Genomic DNA, 18187 nt, shown 5'->3' on the forward strand with positions numbered 1-18187 from the left:
CCGACGGCACCCGCCTCAGTGCTGGGCCAGCGTCACGGCCTGATCCAGTGCCTGGAGAAAGGAGTTGACCGTCGCCCGGTCCCGCACCGCGAGCCGCAGCCACTCCTCGCCGAGCCCCGGGAACGTGTCCCCGCGCCGCACCGCGAAACCCAGGTCGCGTAGATGCCGTCGTACGGCGGCCGCCTTCGGCAGACGTACGAGGACGAAGGGGCCTTCGGCCGGTTCGACCACCCGCAGGCCGTCCGGGGCGAACTCCCGCAGCCCGGCGACGAGATGGGCCCGGTCGGTGCCGACGCGGTGGGCCGCGTGGGCGGCCTCCGCCAGCGCCCGCGGCTCCAGGCACGCCACGGCCGCCGCGAGGGCCGGGGTGGACACCGGCCACAGGGGCTGGGCCCGCTCCAGGGCGGTGATCGTCTCCGGGGCGGCGAGGACGTAACCGATGCGGAGTCCGGCCAGGCCCCAGGTCTTTGTCAGGCTGCGCAGGACGACGAGTCCGGGCACGTCCGTCCGTCCGGCCAGGGCCTCGCGCTCGCCCGGCACCGCGTCCAGGAACGCCTCGTCCACCACCAACGTCCGCCCGGGACGCGCCAGTCCGGCGATCGTGGCGGCCGGGTGCAGGACGGATGTGGGGTTGGTCGGGTTGCCGACGATCACCAGGTCGGCGTCCTCGGGGACGGCCGCCGGATCGAGCCGGAAGCCGTCCTCCTCCCGCAGCAGCACCCGGTCGACCACGTGCCCGGCATCCCGCAGGGCCGCCTCCGGCTCGGTGAACTGCGGGTGGACCACCACGGCGTGACGAATCGTCAGGGCGCGGGCGAGCAGCACGAACGCCTCGGCCGCTCCCGCCGTCAGCAGCACCCGTGCCACGGGCACCTCGTGCCGGGCGGCCACCGCCGCCCGCGCCTGCCGCCCGTCGGGATAGGCGGCGAGCCCGGCCAGCGACCCGGCGATCCGCTCCCGCAGCCAGGCCGGGGGAGTGTCCGCGCGGACGTTCACGGCGAGATCCGTGAGCCGCGCACCGTCGTCCCGCACCTCGGCGTCGCCGTGGTGCCGCAGATCGTGTCCCTCGCCGTGGGTGCTGTCAGTGCGCATGGGTGTGGGCGCCGTGGTGGTGGCCGTGGTGATGGTGGTCGTCGTCGTCCGGGTGGAAGTGCGGCTGCTGCGGCAGGCCCACCTTGTCCTCGAACCCGGGCAGCGCGATGCGGTACACGCACGAGTCGCAGTTCATCCGCAGATCACCCTTGACGGCCTCCGCGTACCGCTCCATGACCAGGTCCAGCAGCTCCGGCTCCGGACCGATGACGTCCGCGGAACGCACCTCGACCTCGGGATGCGCCGCCGCCCAGTCCTCGGTCTGCTGCCGCACCCGGTCCGGCAGGATCCCGGTGAACAGGAAGTAGGGGAGTACGACGATCCTGCGCGCGCCCAGGGCCGCACAGCGGTCGAGTCCGCTCGGCACGTCGGGCGCGGCCAGCGACACGAACGCCGTCTCCACGCCCGCGTATCCGCGGCCCTCCCACAGCAGCCGGGCCGCCTTGTACACCTCGGCGTTGGCGTCGGGGTCCGTGGAGCCGCGGCCCACGAGCAGCACGGTGACGTCCGCCCGGTCCAGCGGGGTGCGGCCCCCGGTGGCGCCCAGGGCCTCGTCGAGGCGCCGCTCCAGTACGTTCAGCAGCGCCGGGTGCGGGCCCAGCGGACGCCCGTAGGTGTACGAGATCCCCGGGTGCCGTTCCTTCTCGCGGGACAGCGCGGCCGGGATGTCGCCCTTGGCGTGTCCCGCGGACACCAGCATCAGCGGCACGGCGGCGAAGCGGCGGACACCGCGCTCCACCAGCTCGGTCACCGCGTCGCCCAGCGGCGGCGGGGACAGCTCGATGAAGCCGCCCGCGACGGGCAGCTCGGGGTGGCGGGCCCCCAGCTCCCGGACGAAGTCGCGGAACGCCTCGGCTCCGGCCTCGTCCCGGGTGCCATGACCGGCGATGAGCAGGGCGGGCGGCGGGGTGGTCACGATTTCTCCTCAGAGGGGTGAGTGGGGTGGTACAGCAGGGCGTTGAGCGCGGCGGAGGCCACGGCCGACCCGCCCTTCTCGGACACGTTGCTCACGGCGGGCAGCCCGCTCTCGCGCAACGCGGCCTTGGACTCGACCGCGCCGACGAAGCCGACGGGCAGCCCGATGACGAGCGCCGGGGCCGCGTCCAGGGTCAGCAACTCCTCCAGCGCGGTGGGGGCGTTGCCGATCACCCAGATCGCGCCGGGGCCGACCTGTTCGTGGGCCAGGCGGATGGCGTGGGCCGAACGGGTCAGCCCGGGACCCGACTTGGCGTCCTTCAGCCGGCAGACCGTCTCCCGCCGGGTGATGCCCGCCGCGACCATCTCCACGTCGGTGACGACGGGCGCCCCGGCGTGCAGCGCGGCATGCGCCTTCTCCAACTCGCCCTCGTCCATGACGAGATCGGTGGCGTACGCCAGATCGGCGGCGGAGTGGATGACCCGCTCCACCACCGCCCGGGTCAGCGGCGGGAAGTGTGAGGTGTCCAGGCGGGCACGCAGCCGCCGGTAGGACTCCACCTCGATCGGGTGGACGACACGGTTCACTTGGCGCCCTCCTGCCAGCGGTAGCCGCGCGGCGTCACCATGCGCCCCGCGATGTCCCGGGTCGCCGTGTTGCCCACCGTCACCACCGTCATCATGTCGACCGTGGCCGGGTCGAGAGCGGCCAGGGTCGTCAGCCGGGCGGACTCGTCGGGCCGCGACGCGTTCCGTACGACACCGACCGGCGTGGCCGGCTCCCGGTGCTCGGCGAGGATCGCGAGCGCCTTGGGCAGCTGCCAGTCCCGGCCCCGGGAACGGGGGTTGTAGAAGGTGACCACGATGTCCGCCTCGGCCGCCGCGCGCACCCGCCGCTCGATGACCTCCCACGGGGTGTGCAGGTCGGACAGGCTGACGGACACGTGGTCGTGACCGAGCGGGGCACCGAGGATCGCGGCCGCCGCGAGCGCCGCCGTCACCCCGGGGACGCCGATCACGTCGATGTCGTCGGAGGCCTCGGCGAGCGCGGGGGAGGCCATGGCGTACACGCCGGCGTCCCCGCTGCCGATGAGCGCGACGGCCTGGCCCTTGCGGGCCTCTTCGACGGCCGTGCGCGCCCGTTCCTCCTCGGCCCCCAGGCCCGACTCCAGGACCCGGGTGCCCGGCCGCAGCAGATCGCGGATCTGGTCGACGTACTGGTCGAGCCCGACGAGCACGGAAGCACGCTGGAGCTCGGCCTTCGCGCGGGGCGTGAGCAGGTCCCGGGCGCCCGGTCCGAGTCCCACGACCGCGAGCCGGCCGCGCGCGGGACGCCGTACGACCGCACAGGTCGCCATGGCGGGTGTCGCGGCCGATTTCCGCTTGGGGACCAGGAGTTCACCGCCCCGTACGAGCGCCGCGGCCTCCGCGACCGACGGCGTGCCGACGGCGGCCAGGGGCGCGTCCGACGGGTTGGGCACCTCGACGGCGGCCAACTCCTCGGCGGAGTGGGTGACCAGGGGCACGCCCAGCCGCCCGGCCGCCGCCACGATCCCCGGCTCCTCCGCCTTGGCGTCCACGGTGGCGAGTTCGGCGACCGACTTCGGGGACAGCCCGGCCTCGCGCAACGAGCTCTCGATCAACTCCCACACCTCTTCGGCGGGCGCACCCTTGGAGGCGCCGACGCCGACCACGAGCGTGGGCGGACGCAGCACGACCTCCCGCTCGGACAGCTCGGCGAGCCGGTCCGTGACACGGATGCCGTACGGCCCCTCCGAGGCGACCGGCAGCGGCGGCAGGGGCCAGCCCGACTCGTTGTGCAGGGCGACGGCGTCCCCGTCCAGGAGCGCCCGCGACACGGCCGCCACCGCACCCTCCACCGGCAGCCCCAGGGTGTCGAGCCCCGGCAACCCCACGGCGTCGGTCGCCGTCGTCACCACGGGCTCGGCACCGAGCAACTCCCCGACCTGCCGGGCGAGTTCATTGGCGCCGCCGCCGTGGCCGCCGACCAGGGACACGGCGAACCGGCCGCCCTCGTCGACGCACACCACACCCGGGTCGGACGCCTTGTCGCCCAGCAGCGGCGCGATCAGGCGGACGACCGCCCCGGTGGCCAGGAAACACACGAGCTGCTCGCACTCCGCGAACGCCCGCCGTACGGCGTCCCCCACGGGTCCGTCGTACACGCGCGTGCGGTCCGGCCATGCCGCGGCCAGCCGGTCGCGTGCCGCCGCCCCCGCCGCGGTGGCGGAAATAAGGCCGATCACTGAGCAACTCCCTCTCGATACACGGGGTTTCTGACGCCCCACAGCAGGAAAACCGGATTGGTCGCCGCGAGCCGGGTCACGTCCCCGGGCAGCGGCGCGAGCCGGGACGACTGGAGCAGGACGCCGTCGCAGTCCAGCCCGGCGTCGGTGAGCGCCGCGCGTACGGCCGGCACCCGGTCGAGCGCGGCCATGGCGACAACGACGCTGCGCCGGGCCCGCCGCGCGCACATGGCGACGATCCCGGGCAGCTCGCGCCCGCCGCCACCGACGAACACGGCGTCGGGATCGTCCAGTTCGGCGAGCGCGTCCGGCGCGGACCCGTGGACGACCTGTACGTCGACCTCGTGCGCGGCCGCGTTGGCACGGATCCGCTCTACTCCGTCGGCGGCCTTCTCGACCGCGACGACGGCCGCACCGAGCCGCGCACACTCCACGGCCACGGACCCGGACCCGGCACCGACGTCCCAGACGAGGTCACCGAGCCGGGGCCCCAGCCGGGCGAGCGCCAGCGCCCGCACCTCGAATTTGGTGATCATTGAGTCGCGGTAGGCGAACTCGCTTTCCTCCAGGGCCCATTGGGCGGGGGCCGAGGGGGGGCCGGCAACGGTACGCACGGCACCGAGGACCCGCGACTCGTCGAGACACAGCACGACACTCACCGCCGTACCCCAGTCCCGGGCAGCGGCTTCAGAAAGGGTGACGCGCTCGATGCGTTCGTCGCGGGTACCGAGTGCAGAGGCAACGAGGAGTACACGTTGCAGGGGCGCGGGGAACCGCGCGACCGGCCCAGATGGCGCCGCACCCGCCTGACGACCTTCCTCGGCACCCCCTGCCGCGAGCGCTGCCCCCAGTGCCGCAGGCCCTGTTCCCGGCCCGGTGAGCACCGCAACTTTCGGATGAGCCCGGCACACATTCACCGCCGTCCGCAGATCCCGCCCGTGCGCGCTCACCACGACCGCGTCGTCCCACGGCAGACCCACCCGCGCGAAGGCGGTGGCGACGGAGGAGACCCCGGGCCGCACATCCAGCGCGGCGGGCCCGAACCGCTCGGCCAGTACCCGCACGATCCCGAAGAACCCGGGGTCGCCGGAGGCCAGCACGACCACCCGCCGTTCCTTCTCCAGGTACTCCGCCATGGTGTCGAGGGCGGGAGCCAGCGGCCCGAGCACGATCCGTTCCGCCGCCTCCGGCAGCCGTACGGCGTCCAGATGCCTCCGCCCGCCCACGACCAGCTCGGCCCCGGCCAGGGACTCCGCGGGCGCCGCCCCCGTCCCCGTACCCACGACCGTGATCATGTTCCGGCGCCCTTCGACGCCCGCAGCGCCCGCCGGGCCTCCGGGTCGGCCTTGCGGTACCCGTGGAAGTGGCCGGGGTGGTAGAGGTGCGACCGGGTGCCCTCGGCGCCCAGCGCGGGGCCGACCAGGAACAGCGTGTGCTTCCACAGCTTGTGTTCCTTGACGGTCTCCTCCAGCGTCTCGATCGTGCACCGCACGATCAGCTCCTCGGGCCAGGTCGCCTGGTAGGCGACCACGACCGGCGTGGAGGTCGGGTAGCCGCCCTCCAGCAGCTCCCGCACCAACTGCCCGCTGCGCGCGGCCGACAGGAAGATCGCCATGGTGGTGCCGTGCTTGGCGAACTCCCGCACCTCCTCGCCGGGCGGCATCGGCGTCTTGCCGCCGCCGAGCCGGGTGAGCACGACGGACTGCGCGACCTCGGGGATGGTCAGCTCGCGCTGCGCGAGCGCGGCCACCGCCGAGAAGGCGGAGACCCCGGGCACGACCTCGGTGGCGATGCCGATCCGCGCGCACCGGTCGAGCTGCTCCTGCGTACCACCCCACAGGGCGGGGTCGCCGGAGTGGATCCGGGCCACCGTCAGACCCTCCTCGCGGGCCCGTTCGTACACGGCGACCACGTCCTCCAGCGACATGGTCGCCGAGTCGAGGATCTCCGCGTCCTCGCGCGCGTGCTCGAGGACCTCCGCCTGCACCAGGCTCGCGGCCCAGATCACGACGTCGGCCTCGGCGATGGCGCGCGCGGCCCGGAACGTCAGCAGATCGGCGGCGCCGGGGCCGGCACCGACGAAGGTCACCTTGCCGGTGGGGGCATCGGCCATGGAAATCGGTCCTCTCATCACAAAAGGTCTTGAAAAGCTCTTACGGCTGCGGTCGGCGCGGTGGCCGGATGTGCGCGAACGGGGGTTGATCGGATACCAAGGCCCTATGGCGGTCTTCGTCGCGCTCGGCGCGTTCCTGATGACGCTGGCCGGCGGCTGGACGGCACAGCGCGTGACCGACCGCCGTCATCTGGTCCTCGGCCTGGCCGGCGGACTGATGCTCGGCGTGGTCGGCCTGGACCTGCTGCCGGAGGCGCTGCACGCGGCCGGTGACGAGGTCTTCGGCGTGCCCGCGGCCCTGCTCCTGTTCGTGGCCGGTTTCCTGCTGGCCCATCTGGTGGAACGCCTGCTGGCCGCCCGCCAGGCAGCGCACGGCGGCGAGGAGCACGACGGCCGGGTCCCCGAGGTCGGCCTGACGGCAGCGGCCGCGATGGTCGGCCACAGCGCCATGGACGGCGTGGCCATCGGCGCGGCCTTCCAGGTGGGTGGCGGCATGGGCACGGCGGTAGCACTCGCCGTGGTCGCCCACGACTTCGCGGACGGCTTCAACACCTACACGATCACGAGCCTGTACGGGAACGACCGCCGCAGAGCCCTGGGGATGCTGTTCGCGGATGCGGCGGCCCCGGTGCTGGGCGCCGCCTCGACGTCGTTCGTGACCATCCCGGAGGGCCTGCTCGGCGGCTATCTCGGCCTCTTCGGCGGCGCGCTCCTCTATCTCGCGGCGGCCGAGATCCTCCCCGAGGCCCACCACGAACACCCCGCCCGCTCGACCCTGCTGTGCACGGTCGCCGGCGTGGGCTTCATCTGGCTGGTGGTGGGGCTGGCCGGCTGACCCGGCCGCTCTGAGGGGGTTCGCCGAGGGGGTCACAACTTGCCACCCCGGGTACCGTCCCGCCGCGCGGGCGCGATCAGGGTGGAGAGATACGGCAGCGGAGCACCGTCGAGCTCGGCGGCAGGCCGGATGGACTCGGCCTCAAGGCCCAGCGCCGATCCCCATACGGCGTCCCCGAGCCGCCCGGTCTCCCTGAGTACCTCGGCCACCTCCGCGGCCTGCCGCCCGAACTTGTAGGCGACGACGGTCCCGGGCCCGTTGAGCGCGTCCTTGAGCACGGCGGAACCGGCGGTGACCGGCACGAGCGTGAGCGGCTCGGTCCCCTCGGTCAGCACGGCCCCGGAACGCGCGGCGAGATCCTGCATGGCGGTGATGCCGGGCACCGTCTCGACGACGACTCCGGGCACGAGTTCGCCGATGGTGTGGGCGAGATAGGTGAAGGTGGAATAGACGTTGGGGTCGCCGATGGTCGCGAAGGCGACCGACGTGTGCGCGGCCAGCAACTGGGCGACCCGCTCCCCGGCGGCGTCCCAGGCGGCCTCGCGCCGTCCGTGATCGCTGCGCTCGTTGAGGGCGAAGACGACCCGGACGACCTTCTCCTGCGGCACGTAGTGCAGCACGGTCGCCTCGGCCCGCCCGCGCTCTCCGGTGTCCATCACGGGCACCACGACCACGTCGGCGGCGCGCAGGGCGTTGACACCCTTGACGGTCACCAGCTCCGGATCCCCGGGCCCGACCCCGACCCCGATCAACCTGCTGCTGCTCATGACGTCCGGCACCTCTCCACGAACCGACGGGCGACACCGGGCTGCGAGGCCCAGTGCGTGTGCAGATAACTCGCGTGCACACCACGCTGTACAAACCCTTCGAGCCGCCGCCGGGGCACCCGCACACCCCAGGCCGCGGCGTCCCCCGCCCCCGGCTCCACGACGGTCCGGTGGAACTCGTGCCCCCGCATCCGCGTCCCGGCGACGGCGAGCGAACTGTCACTGACGGCGACGGCGTCGCGGTACCCGAGGGTGAGCTTCTCCTCCATCCGCGCCGAGGCGTCGAGCACCCCGCACATCGGCTGCCCGTCGAGCTCACGGCACAGATAGAGCAGCCCGGCACACTCGGCGGCGACGGGAGCGCCGGTCTCCGCGAGGGCCGACACGGCTTTCCGCAGCGGCTCGTTGGCGGACAGCTCGGCGGCGTAGACCTCGGGGAAGCCGCCCCCGATGACCAACCCGCTTGTGCCCTCGGGGAGTTGCTCGTCCCGCAGCGGATCGAAGGTCACGACGTCGGCTCCGGCGGCCAGGAGCAGTTCTGCGTGTTCCGCGTAGGAGAACGTGAACGCGGACCCACCGGCAACGGCAACCACCAGCCCGTCCGGCGTTTGAGGACGAGGCCCTTCGGGCCGATGGGGGTCTGGGGGCGCAGCCCCCAGGACCTCAGCCGCGTCCCAGGCCGCACACGGCAATGCCCCCGCACCCCGCGCCAGCGCGGCCAACGCCTCCAGATCACACCCCTGCTCCACCTGCGCGGCCATCGCCGCGACGGAGTCGACCGCATCCCCCCGCCGCTCCGCGACCGGCACCAGCCCCAGATGCCGAGAAGGCGTGTCCACCTGAGCCACCCGCCGCAGCACCCCGAACACCGGCACCCCGGCCGACTCCAACGCCTCCCGCAACAACGCCTCGTGCCGATCGGAGGCGACCTTGTTCAGGATCACGCCCCCCACCCGCACCTCGGGATCCCAGGACGCGAACCCGTGTACCAGCGCGGCAACCGAGCGGGACTGCGACGAGGCATCGACGACCAGCACCACCGGCGCCCGCAGCAGCTTCGCCACATGAGCCGTGGAGGCCAGCTCCCCTTCCCCCGCGGCCCCGTCGAACATCCCCATCACGCCCTCGACGACGGCGATGTCACACCCCTGCGCCCCGTGCAGGAACAGCGGAGCCACCAGCTCAGGACCGCACAGGTAGGCGTCGAGATTCCGCCCCACCCGCCCGCTGGCGAGCGCGTGATACCCGGGATCGATGTAGTCAGGGCCCACCTTGTGCGGAGACACGGCAAGCCCCCGTGCGGCGAACGCGGCCATCAACCCCGTGGCGACGGTGGTCTTCCCGCTGCCGGACGACGGCGCGGCGACGACCAGCCGAGGGACGGAAACGGATGAGGACATCACCACTCGATACCCCGCTGCCCCTTCTGCCCGGCGTCCATGGGGTGCTTCACCTTGGACATGTCGGTCACGAGATCGGCGAAGTCGACCAGCTTCTCGGGGGCGTTCCGCCCCGTGATGACCACGTGCTGGGTCCCGGGCCGCTCCCGCAGCACGTCGAGAACCTCGTCCGTGTCCACCCACCCCCAGTGCATCGGGTAGGCGAACTCGTCGAGCACGTACAGCTGGTACGTCTCGGCGGCGAGATCCCGCTTGACCTGCTCCCAGCCCTCCCGGGCCTTCTCCTCGTTGTCCATCTGGGCATCGCGCTGCACCCAGGACCAGCCCTCGCCCATCTTGTGCCAGTCGACCGACCCGCCCTCCCCGGACGCCCCGAGCACCCGCAGCGCGTTCTCCTCGCCGACCTTCCACTTCGCCGACTTGACGAACTGGAACACCCCGATGGGCCACCCCTGGTTCCAGGCCCGCAGAGCGAGCCCGAAGGCGGCGGTCGACTTGCCCTTCCCGACCCCGGTGTGCACGACGACCAGCGGCCGGTTCCGACGCTGGCGGGTGGTCAGTCCGTCGTCCGGCACCACACTCGGCTGTCCCTGAGGCATTACGCGGCCCTCCTCTGTACGTCCTTCACCAGTCCGGCGATCGAGTCGGCCCGCAACTCGTCCAGCGTCACCGCGGTACCGCCCAGTTCACCGGCGAGCTGCCCGGCCAGTCCGAGCCGCACGGGCCCGGATTCGCAGTCCACGACGACCGAGGCGACGCCCTCCGCGGCGAACAGTCGGGCCGCCCGCCCCGCGAGGGCGACCGGCTCGGGCCCGCCGGTGGCCCGGCCGTCCGTCACCACCACGACCAGCGCCCGCCGGGCGGGGTCCCGCAGCCGCTCCACCCGCAGCACCTCGTGCGCCCGCAGCAGCCCGGCCGCGAGCGGGGTACGCCCGCCCGTCGGCAGCGTCTCCAGCCGGGCGGCGGCCGCGTCCACCGAGGAGGTGGGCGGCAACGCGACCTCCGCCGCCGACCCCCGGAACGTCACCAGGCCCACCTTGTCCCGCCGCTGGTACGCGTCGAGGAGCAGCGACAGCACGGCCCCCTTCACCGCGCTCATCCGCTGCCGCGCCGCCATCGACCCCGAGGCGTCGACGACGAACAGCACGAGATTCCCCTCGCGCCCCTCACGCGTCGCCTGCCGCAGATCGTCACGCCGGACCACGAGACCGCGTCCCGACCGCCCCCGCGCCCGCTGATGGGGCGCGGCCGCCTGCACGGTGGCCGCCAGGTGCAGCTTGGTCAGCGCCCCTCGGGGCCGCCGCGCACCGGTCGTGCGCCCGTGCTCGGTCCGCGCCCGAGACCGCCGCCCGGCGGCGCCGTCCCCGAGACCGGGCACGCTGAGCACCTTGGTGCGGAACGGCTCGGAAGCCCGGGCGGCCGCCTGCTCCCCGGAACCGGCTCCGGACGCCTGCGGCTCACCACCGTCCCCGGCCTCCGGCTGCGCACCGGAACCCCCGTCGTCCTGCGGCCTTTCGTCCTGCGGCCCGGACGGCGGCTGCCCGCCACCCCCACCTGGCCCGTCCGGATCCGGCTCGTCATCGTCACCGGAGCCCTCGGAGCCGCTGAACTCCTCCAAGGTCTCGTCGAGCTTGTCCTCGTCGAGTCCCGGGGCGTCGAAGGGATTACGACGCCTGCGGTGCGGAAGCGCGAGCAGCGCGGCCTGCCGGACGTCCTCCGCGATCACCTCGGTCCGCCCGGCCCAGGCGGCCAGCGCGGTCGCCGTACGCGCCATCACGATGTCGGCCCGCATGCCGTCCACCTCGAACGCGGCACAGGTCGCCGCGATCTGCCGCAGCGCCCCGTCGCCCAGCCGCACCGACGGCAGCAACTCCCGGGCGCCGACGATCCGTTGCCGTACGGCGGCCTCCTCGTCGGCCCAGCGCGTCGCGAACCCGGCCGGATCGTCGTCGTACGCCAGCCTGCGCCGTACGACCTCCACCCGCTGGTCCGGCTCCCGCGAGGCCGCGACCTCGACGGTCAGGCCGAACCGGTCGAGCAACTGCGGCCGCAGCTCGCCCTCTTCGGGGTTCATGGTGCCGACCAGCAGGAACTTCGAGGCGTGCCGCACGGAGACGCCCTCGCGCTCCACGTACGACGCCCCCATCGCGGCCGCGTCGAGGAGCAGGTCGACGAGGTGGTCGTGGAGGAGGTTGACCTCGTCGACGTAGAGGATGCCCCGGTGGGCGTCGGCCAGCAGCCCCGGCTCGAAGGCCTTCACGCCCTCCGCTAGCGCCCGCTCGATGTCCAGGGCGCCGACCAGCCGGTCCTCGGAGGCGCCGACGGGGAGTTCGACCATCCGAGCGGGGCGCGCGGAGCCGTTGCCCGGCTCGTGCGGGCCATCGGGGCACTCCGCGTCCGGCCGCGCAGGGTCGCAGGAGAACCGGCAGCCGGGGACGACCGCGACCTCGGGCAGCAGCGCCGAGAGGGCGCGCACCGCCGTCGACTTGGCGGTGCCCTTCTCGCCGCGCACCAGCACCCCGCCGACCGCCGGTGAGACGGCGTTCAGCAGCAGCGCGAGCCGCAGGTCGTCCTGGCCGACGACGGCCGTGAACGGAAACGGGGTACTCACTTCTCGTCACCCTCCAAGTCGCCCTCGAGCTCCAGGTACGTGGCCCGCAGCCGCTCCAGCGTCTCCGCGTCCGGCTCGGCCCACAGCCCACGGTCGGCGGCCTCCAGGAGCCGTTCCGTGATGCCCCGCAGCGCCCAGGGGTTGGACTTCTTCATGAAGTCCCGGTTCTCCGCGTCGAAGACGTACTCCGCGCTGAGCTTCTCGTACATCCAGTCGTCGACCACGCCCGCCGTGGCGTCGTAGCCGAAGAGGTAGTCGACGGTCGCCGCCATCTCGAAGGCGCCCTTGTAGCCGTGCCGCCGCATGGCCGCCATCCAGCGCGGGTTGACCACCCGGGCCCGGAAGACCCGGTGCGTCTCCTCGCCCAGCGTCCGCGTCCTCACCTGGTCGGGCGTGGCCGAATCACCCACGTACGCCTCGGGGTTGGCACCCGTGAGGTGACGCACCATGGCGACCATGCCGCCGTGGTACTGGAAGTAGTCGTCGGCGTCGACCAGGTCGTGCTCGCGGGTGTCGACGTTCTTCGCGGCCACGTTGATCCGCTTGAACGCGGTCTCCATGTCCCCGCGCGCCGCCCGCCCGTCGAGCCCGCGCCCGTAGGCGTAGCCGCCCCACACCGCGTACACCTCGGCGAGGTCGGCGTCCGAGCGCCAGTTGCGGGCGTCGATCAGCGGCAGCAGCCCGGCGCCGTACGCCCCCGGCTTGGACCCGAAGATCCGGGCGGTCGCGCGCCGCCGGTCACCGTGCTCGACGGTGTCCTCGTCGGCGTGCGCCTTCACGAAGTTCCGGTCGGCCGGCTCGGCCAGCTCGGCCACCGTGCGCACGGCGTCGTCGATCAGCCCGACCACGTGCGGGAACGCGTCCCGGAAGAACCCGGAGATCCGGACGGTGACGTCGATGCGGGGCCGCCCGAGCTCCTCCAGGCCGATCACCTCGAAGCCGGTCACCCGCCGCGAGGCGTCGTCCCACACCGGGCGGCAGCCCAGCAGCGCCAGGATCTCGGCGATGTCGTCGCCCTGGGTGCGCATGGCCGACGTGCCCCAGACGGTCAGCCCCACGGACTTCGGGTACTCACCCGTGTCCTGGAGGTACCGCTGCACCAGCGAGTCGGCGAGCGACTGCCCGACCTCCCAACTCAGCCTGGACGGAATGGCCTTGGGGTCGACGGAGTAGAAGTTCCGGCCGGTCGGCAGGACGTTCACCAGGCCGCGGGTCGGGGAGCCGGAGGGCCCGGCCGGGACGTAACCGCCGTCCAGGGCCTTGAGGATGTGCCCGATCTCGTCGGTCGTACGGGCGAGGCGAGGCACGACCTCGGTACACGCGAACTCCAACACCGCGACGGCGTCGGCGAGTTCGGTGCCGAGGACGTCACGGACGAGACCGGGGACGGCCGCCGCGTCCCAGGACACGGCCTCCATGCCCTCCGCGACCCGCCGGCACAGCTGCTCCAACAGGTCGATGGCGTCGGCGGCCGTCCGCGCGGGGCCGTCGACGAGGTCGGACAGCTCCACCGGCACCTTCACCGGCGCCCCCGGCTCGGCGAGCAACTCCTTCTCCACCAGCCCGAAATGGGCGGCGAAGGCGGCCCGCAGTCCCGGCAGGGCGTTGGCCTGTCCGCCCCACACCTGAGAGGCGCGCAGCACGGCCAGCACCAGGTTGACCCGGGCCTCGTCGACCGGACCGCCGCCGAGGATGTGCAGCCCGTCCCGGATCTGCACGTCCTTGATCTCGCACAGGTAGCCGTCGATGTGCATGACGAACTCGTCGAACGTCTCGTCGTCCGGCTGTTCGTCGACATGCAGGTCGTGGTGGAGCTCGGCCGCCTTGACCAGCGTCCAGATCTGGGCGCGCACAGCCGGGGCCTTGGTCGGGTCCAGGTCGGAGACGAGCGCGTACTCGTCGAGCAGCTGCTCCAGCTTGGCGAGGTCGCCGTAGGTGTCGGCCCGAGCCATCGGCGGCACCAGGTGGTCCACGACCGTGGCGTGCCCGCGCCGCTTGGCCTGGGTGCCCTCACCGGGGTCGTTGACGATGAACGGGTAGATCAGCGGCAGCTCACCGAGGACGGCGTCCGGCGCGCACCCACCACTGAGCCCAAGACCCTTGCCCGGCAGCCACTCCATCGTGCCGTGCTTGCCCATGTGGACGACCGCGTCGGCGCCGAAGGAGTGGTCCAGCCACCGGTAGGCGGCCATGTAGTGGTGCGAGGGCGGCATGTCCGGGTCGTGGTAGATCGCGATCGGGTTCTCCCCGAAGCCCCGCGGCGGCTGGATCATCACGACGACGTTCCCGAACTGGAGGGAGGCCAGCACGATGTCGTCCCCGTCGACGTACAGCGAGCCCGGCGGCTCACCCCACGCGTCGACCATGGCCTGCCGCAGCTCCGGGTCCAGCTTGTCGAACCACGCCCGGTAGTCCGCGAGCGGGACCCGCGCGGGCGCGGAGGCCAGCTGGTCCTCGGTCAGCCACTCGACGTCGTGACCGCCGGCCTCGATGAGCCGGTGGATCAACTCGTCGCCGCCGGACGGGTATTCGGTGAGCGTGTACCCGGCGTCCCGGAGCGCGTCCAGCACCCGCACCGCCGAAGCAGGAGTGTCGAGACCCACCGCGTTGCCGACCCGCGAGTGCTTGGTCGGATACGCCGTGAAGACCAGCGCGAGCTTCTTCTCGGCGTTCGGCTTGTGCCGCAGCTTCGCGTGCCGTACGGCGATCCCGGCGACCCGCGCGGCCCGCTCCGGGTCGGCCACGTACACCGGGACGTCGTCGGGCCCCTGTTCCTTGAAGGAGAACGGCACGGTGATCAGCCGTCCGTCGAACTCCGGGATCGCGACCTGCATGGCCGCGTCCATGGGGGAGAGGGCAGCGTCGGACTCGTCCCAGGCCGCCCTGGACGTCGTCAGGCAGAGCCCTTGCAGCACGGGCACGTCGAGGTCGGCCAGCGCCCCGATGTCCCAGGCCTCCTCGTCCCCGCCGGCCGAGGCCTGCGAGGCGTGGGTGCCGCCGGCGGCGAGGACGGTGGCGACGAGGGCGTCGGCCCCGGCGAGGATCTCGTACAGCCCGGCGTCGGCTCCACGCAGCGAACCGCAGTACACGGGAAGGGCGTTGGCGCCCTTCGCCTCGATCGCCTCGCACAGGGTGTCCACGAAGGCGGTGTTGCCGCTCAGCTCGTGGGCCCGGTAGAAGAGAACGCCGACGGTCGGGCGGCCTTCCACGAAGGCACGGTCGCCGTGGACGCCGTACTCCGGCATCTTGCGCGGCTCGACGAACCCCTCGCCGGTCAGCAGCACGGTGTCGGACAGGAAGCGGGCCAGTTCCTCCAGGTTCTCGGGCCCGCCCTCGACGAGGTACTTCAGCGCCTCCGCGACCACACCCGCGGGCACCGACGACTCGGCCATCAACTCCGCGTCCGGCACGGTCTCGCCGCCGAGCAGCACGGTCGGGACACCGGAAGCCTTCAGCGCGGCGAGCCCGTCCTCCCAGGCCCGCTTGCCGCCGAGCAGCCGTACGACGGCGATGTCCGCGCCCTCGATCAGCGCCGGCAGCTCCTGCGCGACATCGACCCGGGTCGGGTTCCCGATCCGGTACGAGGCACCGGAAGCGGCCCGGGCCGCCAACAGGTCCGTGTCGGCGGTGGACAACAACAACACTGTGCTCATGCGGGTGCTCCCGGTGGAATGAAGGGCAGTCCTTGTGGCGCGCCGGACTCGATGAGCCGCCACAGCGCGTCCGTGTCCGCGTGCTGTTCGATCAGGTCGCCGAGCCGGTCCAGCTGCTCCTCGCGCAGCGCGGCGAACGACGTGTCGGGGGCCGGTACGAACCGGCGGCCCGCGGCGGCCGCCACCTCCCGCAGGAAGGCCCGCCGGAAGCCGTCCGACTCCAGCGAGCCGTGCCAGTGCGTGCCCCAGGTCTGGCCGACGCGACAGCCGTCCAGGAAGGGCTCACCGCCGCTGACATCGGCGACCCCGTGATGGATCTCGTACCCCTCGACCTGCTCGCCGAGGGCTTCCCCCACCGGCCGGGTGAGGGTCTTCTCGCGGGCGAACCACACCCGCACGGGGAGGACTCCGAGCCCCTCGACGTGCCCCTGCCGGCTCTCCACGTCGTCCTCGATGTGCTCGCCGAGGATCTGGAAGCCGCCGCAGACGCCGAGGACGGGCCGCCCCTCCGCGGCCCTTCTGACGAGCGCGTCCGCGAGCCCCCGCTCGCGCAGCCACTCAAGGGCCCTGACCGTGCCCCGGGTACCGGGGACGACGACGAGGTCGGCGTCGGCCAGCTCCTCGGGCCGGTCCACGAACCGCACCACGACACCCGGTTCGGCGGCCAGGGCGTCGACGTCGGTGAAGTTGGACATCAGCGGAATCGCACAGACGGCCACCCGCAGCACGTCCTCACCCACCGGAGGGCTCACCGCGGACTCCCGGACCGTCCCCCTCAGGGACACCCGCAGTCCGTCCTCCTCGTCGATGCCGAGCCCGTGCCGGAAGGGCAGCACGCCGTACGTGGACCGCCCCGTGAGCCCGTGGAGCATGTCCAGTCCCGGCTCCAGCAGCGAGACGTCCCCCCGGAACTTGTTGACGAGGAACCCGGCGACGAGCGCCTGGTCCTCGGGGCTGAGCAGCGCGACGGTCCCGAAGAACGAGGCGAAGACCCCACCGCGGTCGATGTCACCGACGACGAGCACCGGAATGCGGGCGTTGCGGGCGATCCCCATGTTGACGATGTCGGTCCGCCGCAGGTTGATCTCGGCAGGACTGCCGGCCCCCTCACAGATCACCGCGTCATACGTGCCCCGCAACTCGGCGAGACAGTCGAGCACGGTCCCGAGAAGCTTCTGCTGCCGCCCCCCGTGATACCCGCGTGCGCTCAGTTCGCCGACCGGCTTCCCCAGCAGCACGACCTGACTGCTCTGTTCGCCACCGGGCTTGAGCAGCACGGGATTCATCAGCGCGGTGGGCTCGACCCGGCAGGCCTGCGCCTGCATGGCCTGGGCCCGCCCGATCTCGGCGCCCTCGCGCGTGACGAACGAGTTGAGGGACATGTTCTGCGCCTTGAACGGCGCGACCTTCACCCCCTGCCGCACCAGCCACCGGCAGATCCCGGCGGTGACGACACTCTTGCCGGCGTCCGAGGTGGTACCGGCGACGAGAAGACCCCCGCCCCTCATGCCCTACGCCCCTTCACGAAGGCCCGCGCGGCGACACCGACGCCGAGCGCGAGCAGTGAGACGCGCCGCGAAAGCCGTACCGCGCGCTCGATGTCGTGGGTGGCGACGGCGCGCCCCTCCTGATGCAGCACCGGCCGGTGCTCGACCCGCCCCGCGTACGAGAGGGTCCCCCCGAGCCGGACACCCAGCGCCCCCGCGAACGAGGCTTCCACGGGACCGGCGTTGGGACTCGGATGCCGGTGCGCGTCCTCCCGCCAGGCCCGCACGGCACCCCGGGGACGGTCACCCGCCGTGGCGGCGAGTACGGCGGTCAGCCGCGCCCCCGGCCACCCGGCGAGGTCGTCGAGCCGGGCCGAAGCCCACCCGAAACGCCGGTACCGGGGCGACTTGTGCCCCACCATGGCGTCGAGCGTGTTCACGGCCCGGAACCCGAGCAGCCCCGGCACCCCGCCGACGGCTCCCCACACGAGCGCCCCCACGACGGCGTCGGAGGTGTTCTCGGCGACGGACTCCACGACCGCCCGGGCGATCCCGTGGGCATCGAGAGCCTGCGGATCCCGCCCGCACAGATGAGGCAGCCGGTCCCGGGCCGCGTCGACGTCCCCGGCCTCCAGCGCCCGCCCGATGACCCGGGCCTCCCGCGCGAGTGAAGTCCCGCCCACGACGGCCCAGGTGGCGGCCGCGGTGAGCGCGACGGAAGCGGTACGGGACGGACGTACGACGTGCTCCGCGACGGCTCCGAGCCCCACGGCACCGCCCACGCACACGGCGGTGTGCAGCGCGCCCCACCCGCGGTGGTCCCGCCACAGCACCCGCTCCACGGCCCCGGCGGCCCGCCCGAACGCGGCGACCGGGTGCCCACGACGTGGGTCACCGAGCAGAAGGTCACCGATCAGGCCGGCGGCGGCGCCGTACGCGAAAACGCGATCGGCACGCATCGGGTCAGCCGATCGCGGGGTCGTTCAAGTGCCTGGTACTGCTGGTCGATCGGCAGGCGAGCATCGCGTCATGTCCTCACTCAGGGTG

Annotated in this window: 14 protein-coding genes; 1 reads left to right on the top strand and 13 read right to left on the bottom strand. The window is 73.1% G+C overall.

Annotated features, from left to right (window positions below; genetic code table 11):
* Nucleotides 1-15: 15 nt before the first annotated feature.
* The 6 genes from cobC to cobM are packed head-to-tail and all read right to left on the bottom strand — an operon-like array spanning nucleotide 16 to nucleotide 6387.
* Nucleotides 16-1092: an Rv2231c family pyridoxal phosphate-dependent protein CobC gene (gene cobC / locus D1369_RS31575; RefSeq protein WP_007381140.1), complete on the bottom strand. Its 1077-nt coding sequence runs from the start codon at nucleotides 1090-1092 to the stop codon at nucleotides 16-18.
* Nucleotides 1082-2008 (bottom strand): sirohydrochlorin chelatase, encoded by a 927-nt coding sequence (locus D1369_RS31580; protein ID WP_007381139.1) that lies wholly within the window; start codon nucleotides 2006-2008, stop codon nucleotides 1082-1084. Before D1369_RS31580 ends, cobC begins: the two co-directional genes overlap by 11 nt.
* Nucleotides 2005-2595 (bottom strand): precorrin-8X methylmutase, encoded by a 591-nt coding sequence (locus D1369_RS31585; RefSeq protein WP_007381138.1) that lies wholly within the window; start codon nucleotides 2593-2595, stop codon nucleotides 2005-2007. Before D1369_RS31585 ends, D1369_RS31580 begins: the two co-directional genes overlap by 4 nt.
* Nucleotides 2592-4274: a precorrin-3B C(17)-methyltransferase gene (cobJ, locus tag D1369_RS31590; protein ID WP_007381137.1), complete on the bottom strand. Its 1683-nt coding sequence runs from the start codon at nucleotides 4272-4274 to the stop codon at nucleotides 2592-2594. The genes D1369_RS31585 and cobJ overlap by 4 nt, the downstream gene beginning before the upstream one ends.
* Complete coding sequence (locus D1369_RS31595; RefSeq protein ID WP_037899524.1) at nucleotides 4271-5569, bottom strand: bifunctional cobalt-precorrin-7 (C(5))-methyltransferase/cobalt-precorrin-6B (C(15))-methyltransferase; 1299 nt, start codon at nucleotides 5567-5569, stop codon at nucleotides 4271-4273. The genes cobJ and D1369_RS31595 overlap by 4 nt, the downstream gene beginning before the upstream one ends.
* Complete coding sequence (gene cobM / locus D1369_RS31600) at nucleotides 5566-6387, bottom strand: precorrin-4 C(11)-methyltransferase (RefSeq protein WP_037899522.1); 822 nt, start codon at nucleotides 6385-6387, stop codon at nucleotides 5566-5568. Before cobM ends, D1369_RS31595 begins: the two co-directional genes overlap by 4 nt.
* A gap of 106 nt (nucleotides 6388-6493) precedes the next feature.
* Between cobM and D1369_RS31605 the strand changes: the two genes are divergently transcribed.
* The gene (locus D1369_RS31605) at nucleotides 6494-7222 is read left to right on the top strand and encodes a ZIP family metal transporter (RefSeq protein ID WP_007381134.1); all 729 of its coding nucleotides are present in this window, start codon (nucleotides 6494-6496) and stop codon (nucleotides 7220-7222) included.
* Between the two features lie 32 nt (nucleotides 7223-7254).
* Here D1369_RS31605 and cobI read toward each other — a convergent pair whose 3' ends face one another.
* From cobI to D1369_RS31640, 7 genes are read right to left on the bottom strand one after another with little or no spacing between them, the layout of a single operon-like run.
* Entirely contained in the window at nucleotides 7255-8001 is a 747-nt protein-coding gene (cobI, locus tag D1369_RS31610) for a precorrin-2 C(20)-methyltransferase (RefSeq protein WP_007381133.1), read from the bottom strand.
* Nucleotides 7986-9389 carry a cobyrinate a,c-diamide synthase gene (locus D1369_RS31615; RefSeq protein WP_037899520.1) on the bottom strand — a complete coding sequence of 468 codons (1404 nt, stop codon included), beginning with the start codon at nucleotides 9387-9389 and terminating at the stop codon, nucleotides 7986-7988. The genes cobI and D1369_RS31615 overlap by 16 nt, the downstream gene beginning before the upstream one ends.
* Nucleotides 9389-9988 carry a cob(I)yrinic acid a,c-diamide adenosyltransferase gene (gene cobO, locus D1369_RS31620; RefSeq protein WP_007381131.1) on the bottom strand — a complete coding sequence of 200 codons (600 nt, stop codon included), beginning with the start codon at nucleotides 9986-9988 and terminating at the stop codon, nucleotides 9389-9391. The genes D1369_RS31615 and cobO overlap by 1 nt, the downstream gene beginning before the upstream one ends.
* On the bottom strand, nucleotides 9988-12000 hold the full coding sequence (locus tag D1369_RS31625) for a putative cobaltochelatase (protein WP_118082743.1): 2013 nt from the start codon (nucleotides 11998-12000) through the stop codon (nucleotides 9988-9990). Before D1369_RS31625 ends, cobO begins: the two co-directional genes overlap by 1 nt.
* Complete coding sequence (cobN, locus tag D1369_RS31630; RefSeq protein ID WP_007381129.1) at nucleotides 11997-15653, bottom strand: cobaltochelatase subunit CobN; 3657 nt, start codon at nucleotides 15651-15653, stop codon at nucleotides 11997-11999. The genes D1369_RS31625 and cobN overlap by 4 nt, the downstream gene beginning before the upstream one ends.
* Entirely contained in the window at nucleotides 15650-17161 is a 1512-nt protein-coding gene (locus tag D1369_RS31635; RefSeq protein WP_007381128.1) for a cobyric acid synthase, read from the bottom strand. Before D1369_RS31635 ends, cobN begins: the two co-directional genes overlap by 4 nt.
* Nucleotides 17158-18099 carry a cobalamin biosynthesis protein gene (locus D1369_RS31640; protein WP_007381127.1) on the bottom strand — a complete coding sequence of 314 codons (942 nt, stop codon included), beginning with the start codon at nucleotides 18097-18099 and terminating at the stop codon, nucleotides 17158-17160. The genes D1369_RS31635 and D1369_RS31640 overlap by 4 nt, the downstream gene beginning before the upstream one ends.
* Nucleotides 18100-18187: the final 88 nt, after the last annotated feature.

It is taken from the genome of Streptomyces sp. CC0208, from assembly GCF_003443735.1.
Classification (GTDB): Bacteria; Actinomycetota; Actinomycetes; order Streptomycetales; family Streptomycetaceae; genus Streptomyces; species Streptomyces sviceus.

Excerpts from the sequence above, each read along its gene's own strand:
- cobC (WP_007381140.1), bottom strand. The coding sequence starts at position 1,092 with ATGCGCACTGACAGCACCCACGGCGAGGGACACGATCTGCGGCACCAC.
- D1369_RS31595 (WP_037899524.1), bottom strand. The coding sequence starts at position 5,569 with ATGATCACGGTCGTGGGTACGGGGACGGGGGCGGCGCCCGCGGAGTCC.
- cobM (WP_037899522.1), bottom strand. The coding sequence starts at position 6,387 with ATGGCCGATGCCCCCACCGGCAAGGTGACCTTCGTCGGTGCCGGCCCC.
- D1369_RS31605 (WP_007381134.1), top strand. The coding sequence starts at position 6,494 with ATGGCGGTCTTCGTCGCGCTCGGCGCGTTCCTGATGACGCTGGCCGGC.
- D1369_RS31615 (WP_037899520.1), bottom strand. The coding sequence starts at position 9,389 with ATGTCCTCATCCGTTTCCGTCCCTCGGCTGGTCGTCGCCGCGCCGTCG.
- cobO (WP_007381131.1), bottom strand. The coding sequence starts at position 9,988 with ATGCCTCAGGGACAGCCGAGTGTGGTGCCGGACGACGGACTGACCACC.
- cobN (WP_007381129.1), bottom strand. The coding sequence starts at position 15,653 with ATGAGCACAGTGTTGTTGTTGTCCACCGCCGACACGGACCTGTTGGCG.
- D1369_RS31635 (WP_007381128.1), bottom strand. The coding sequence starts at position 17,161 with ATGAGGGGCGGGGGTCTTCTCGTCGCCGGTACCACCTCGGACGCCGGC.
- D1369_RS31640 (WP_007381127.1), bottom strand. The coding sequence starts at position 18,099 with ATGCGTGCCGATCGCGTTTTCGCGTACGGCGCCGCCGCCGGCCTGATC.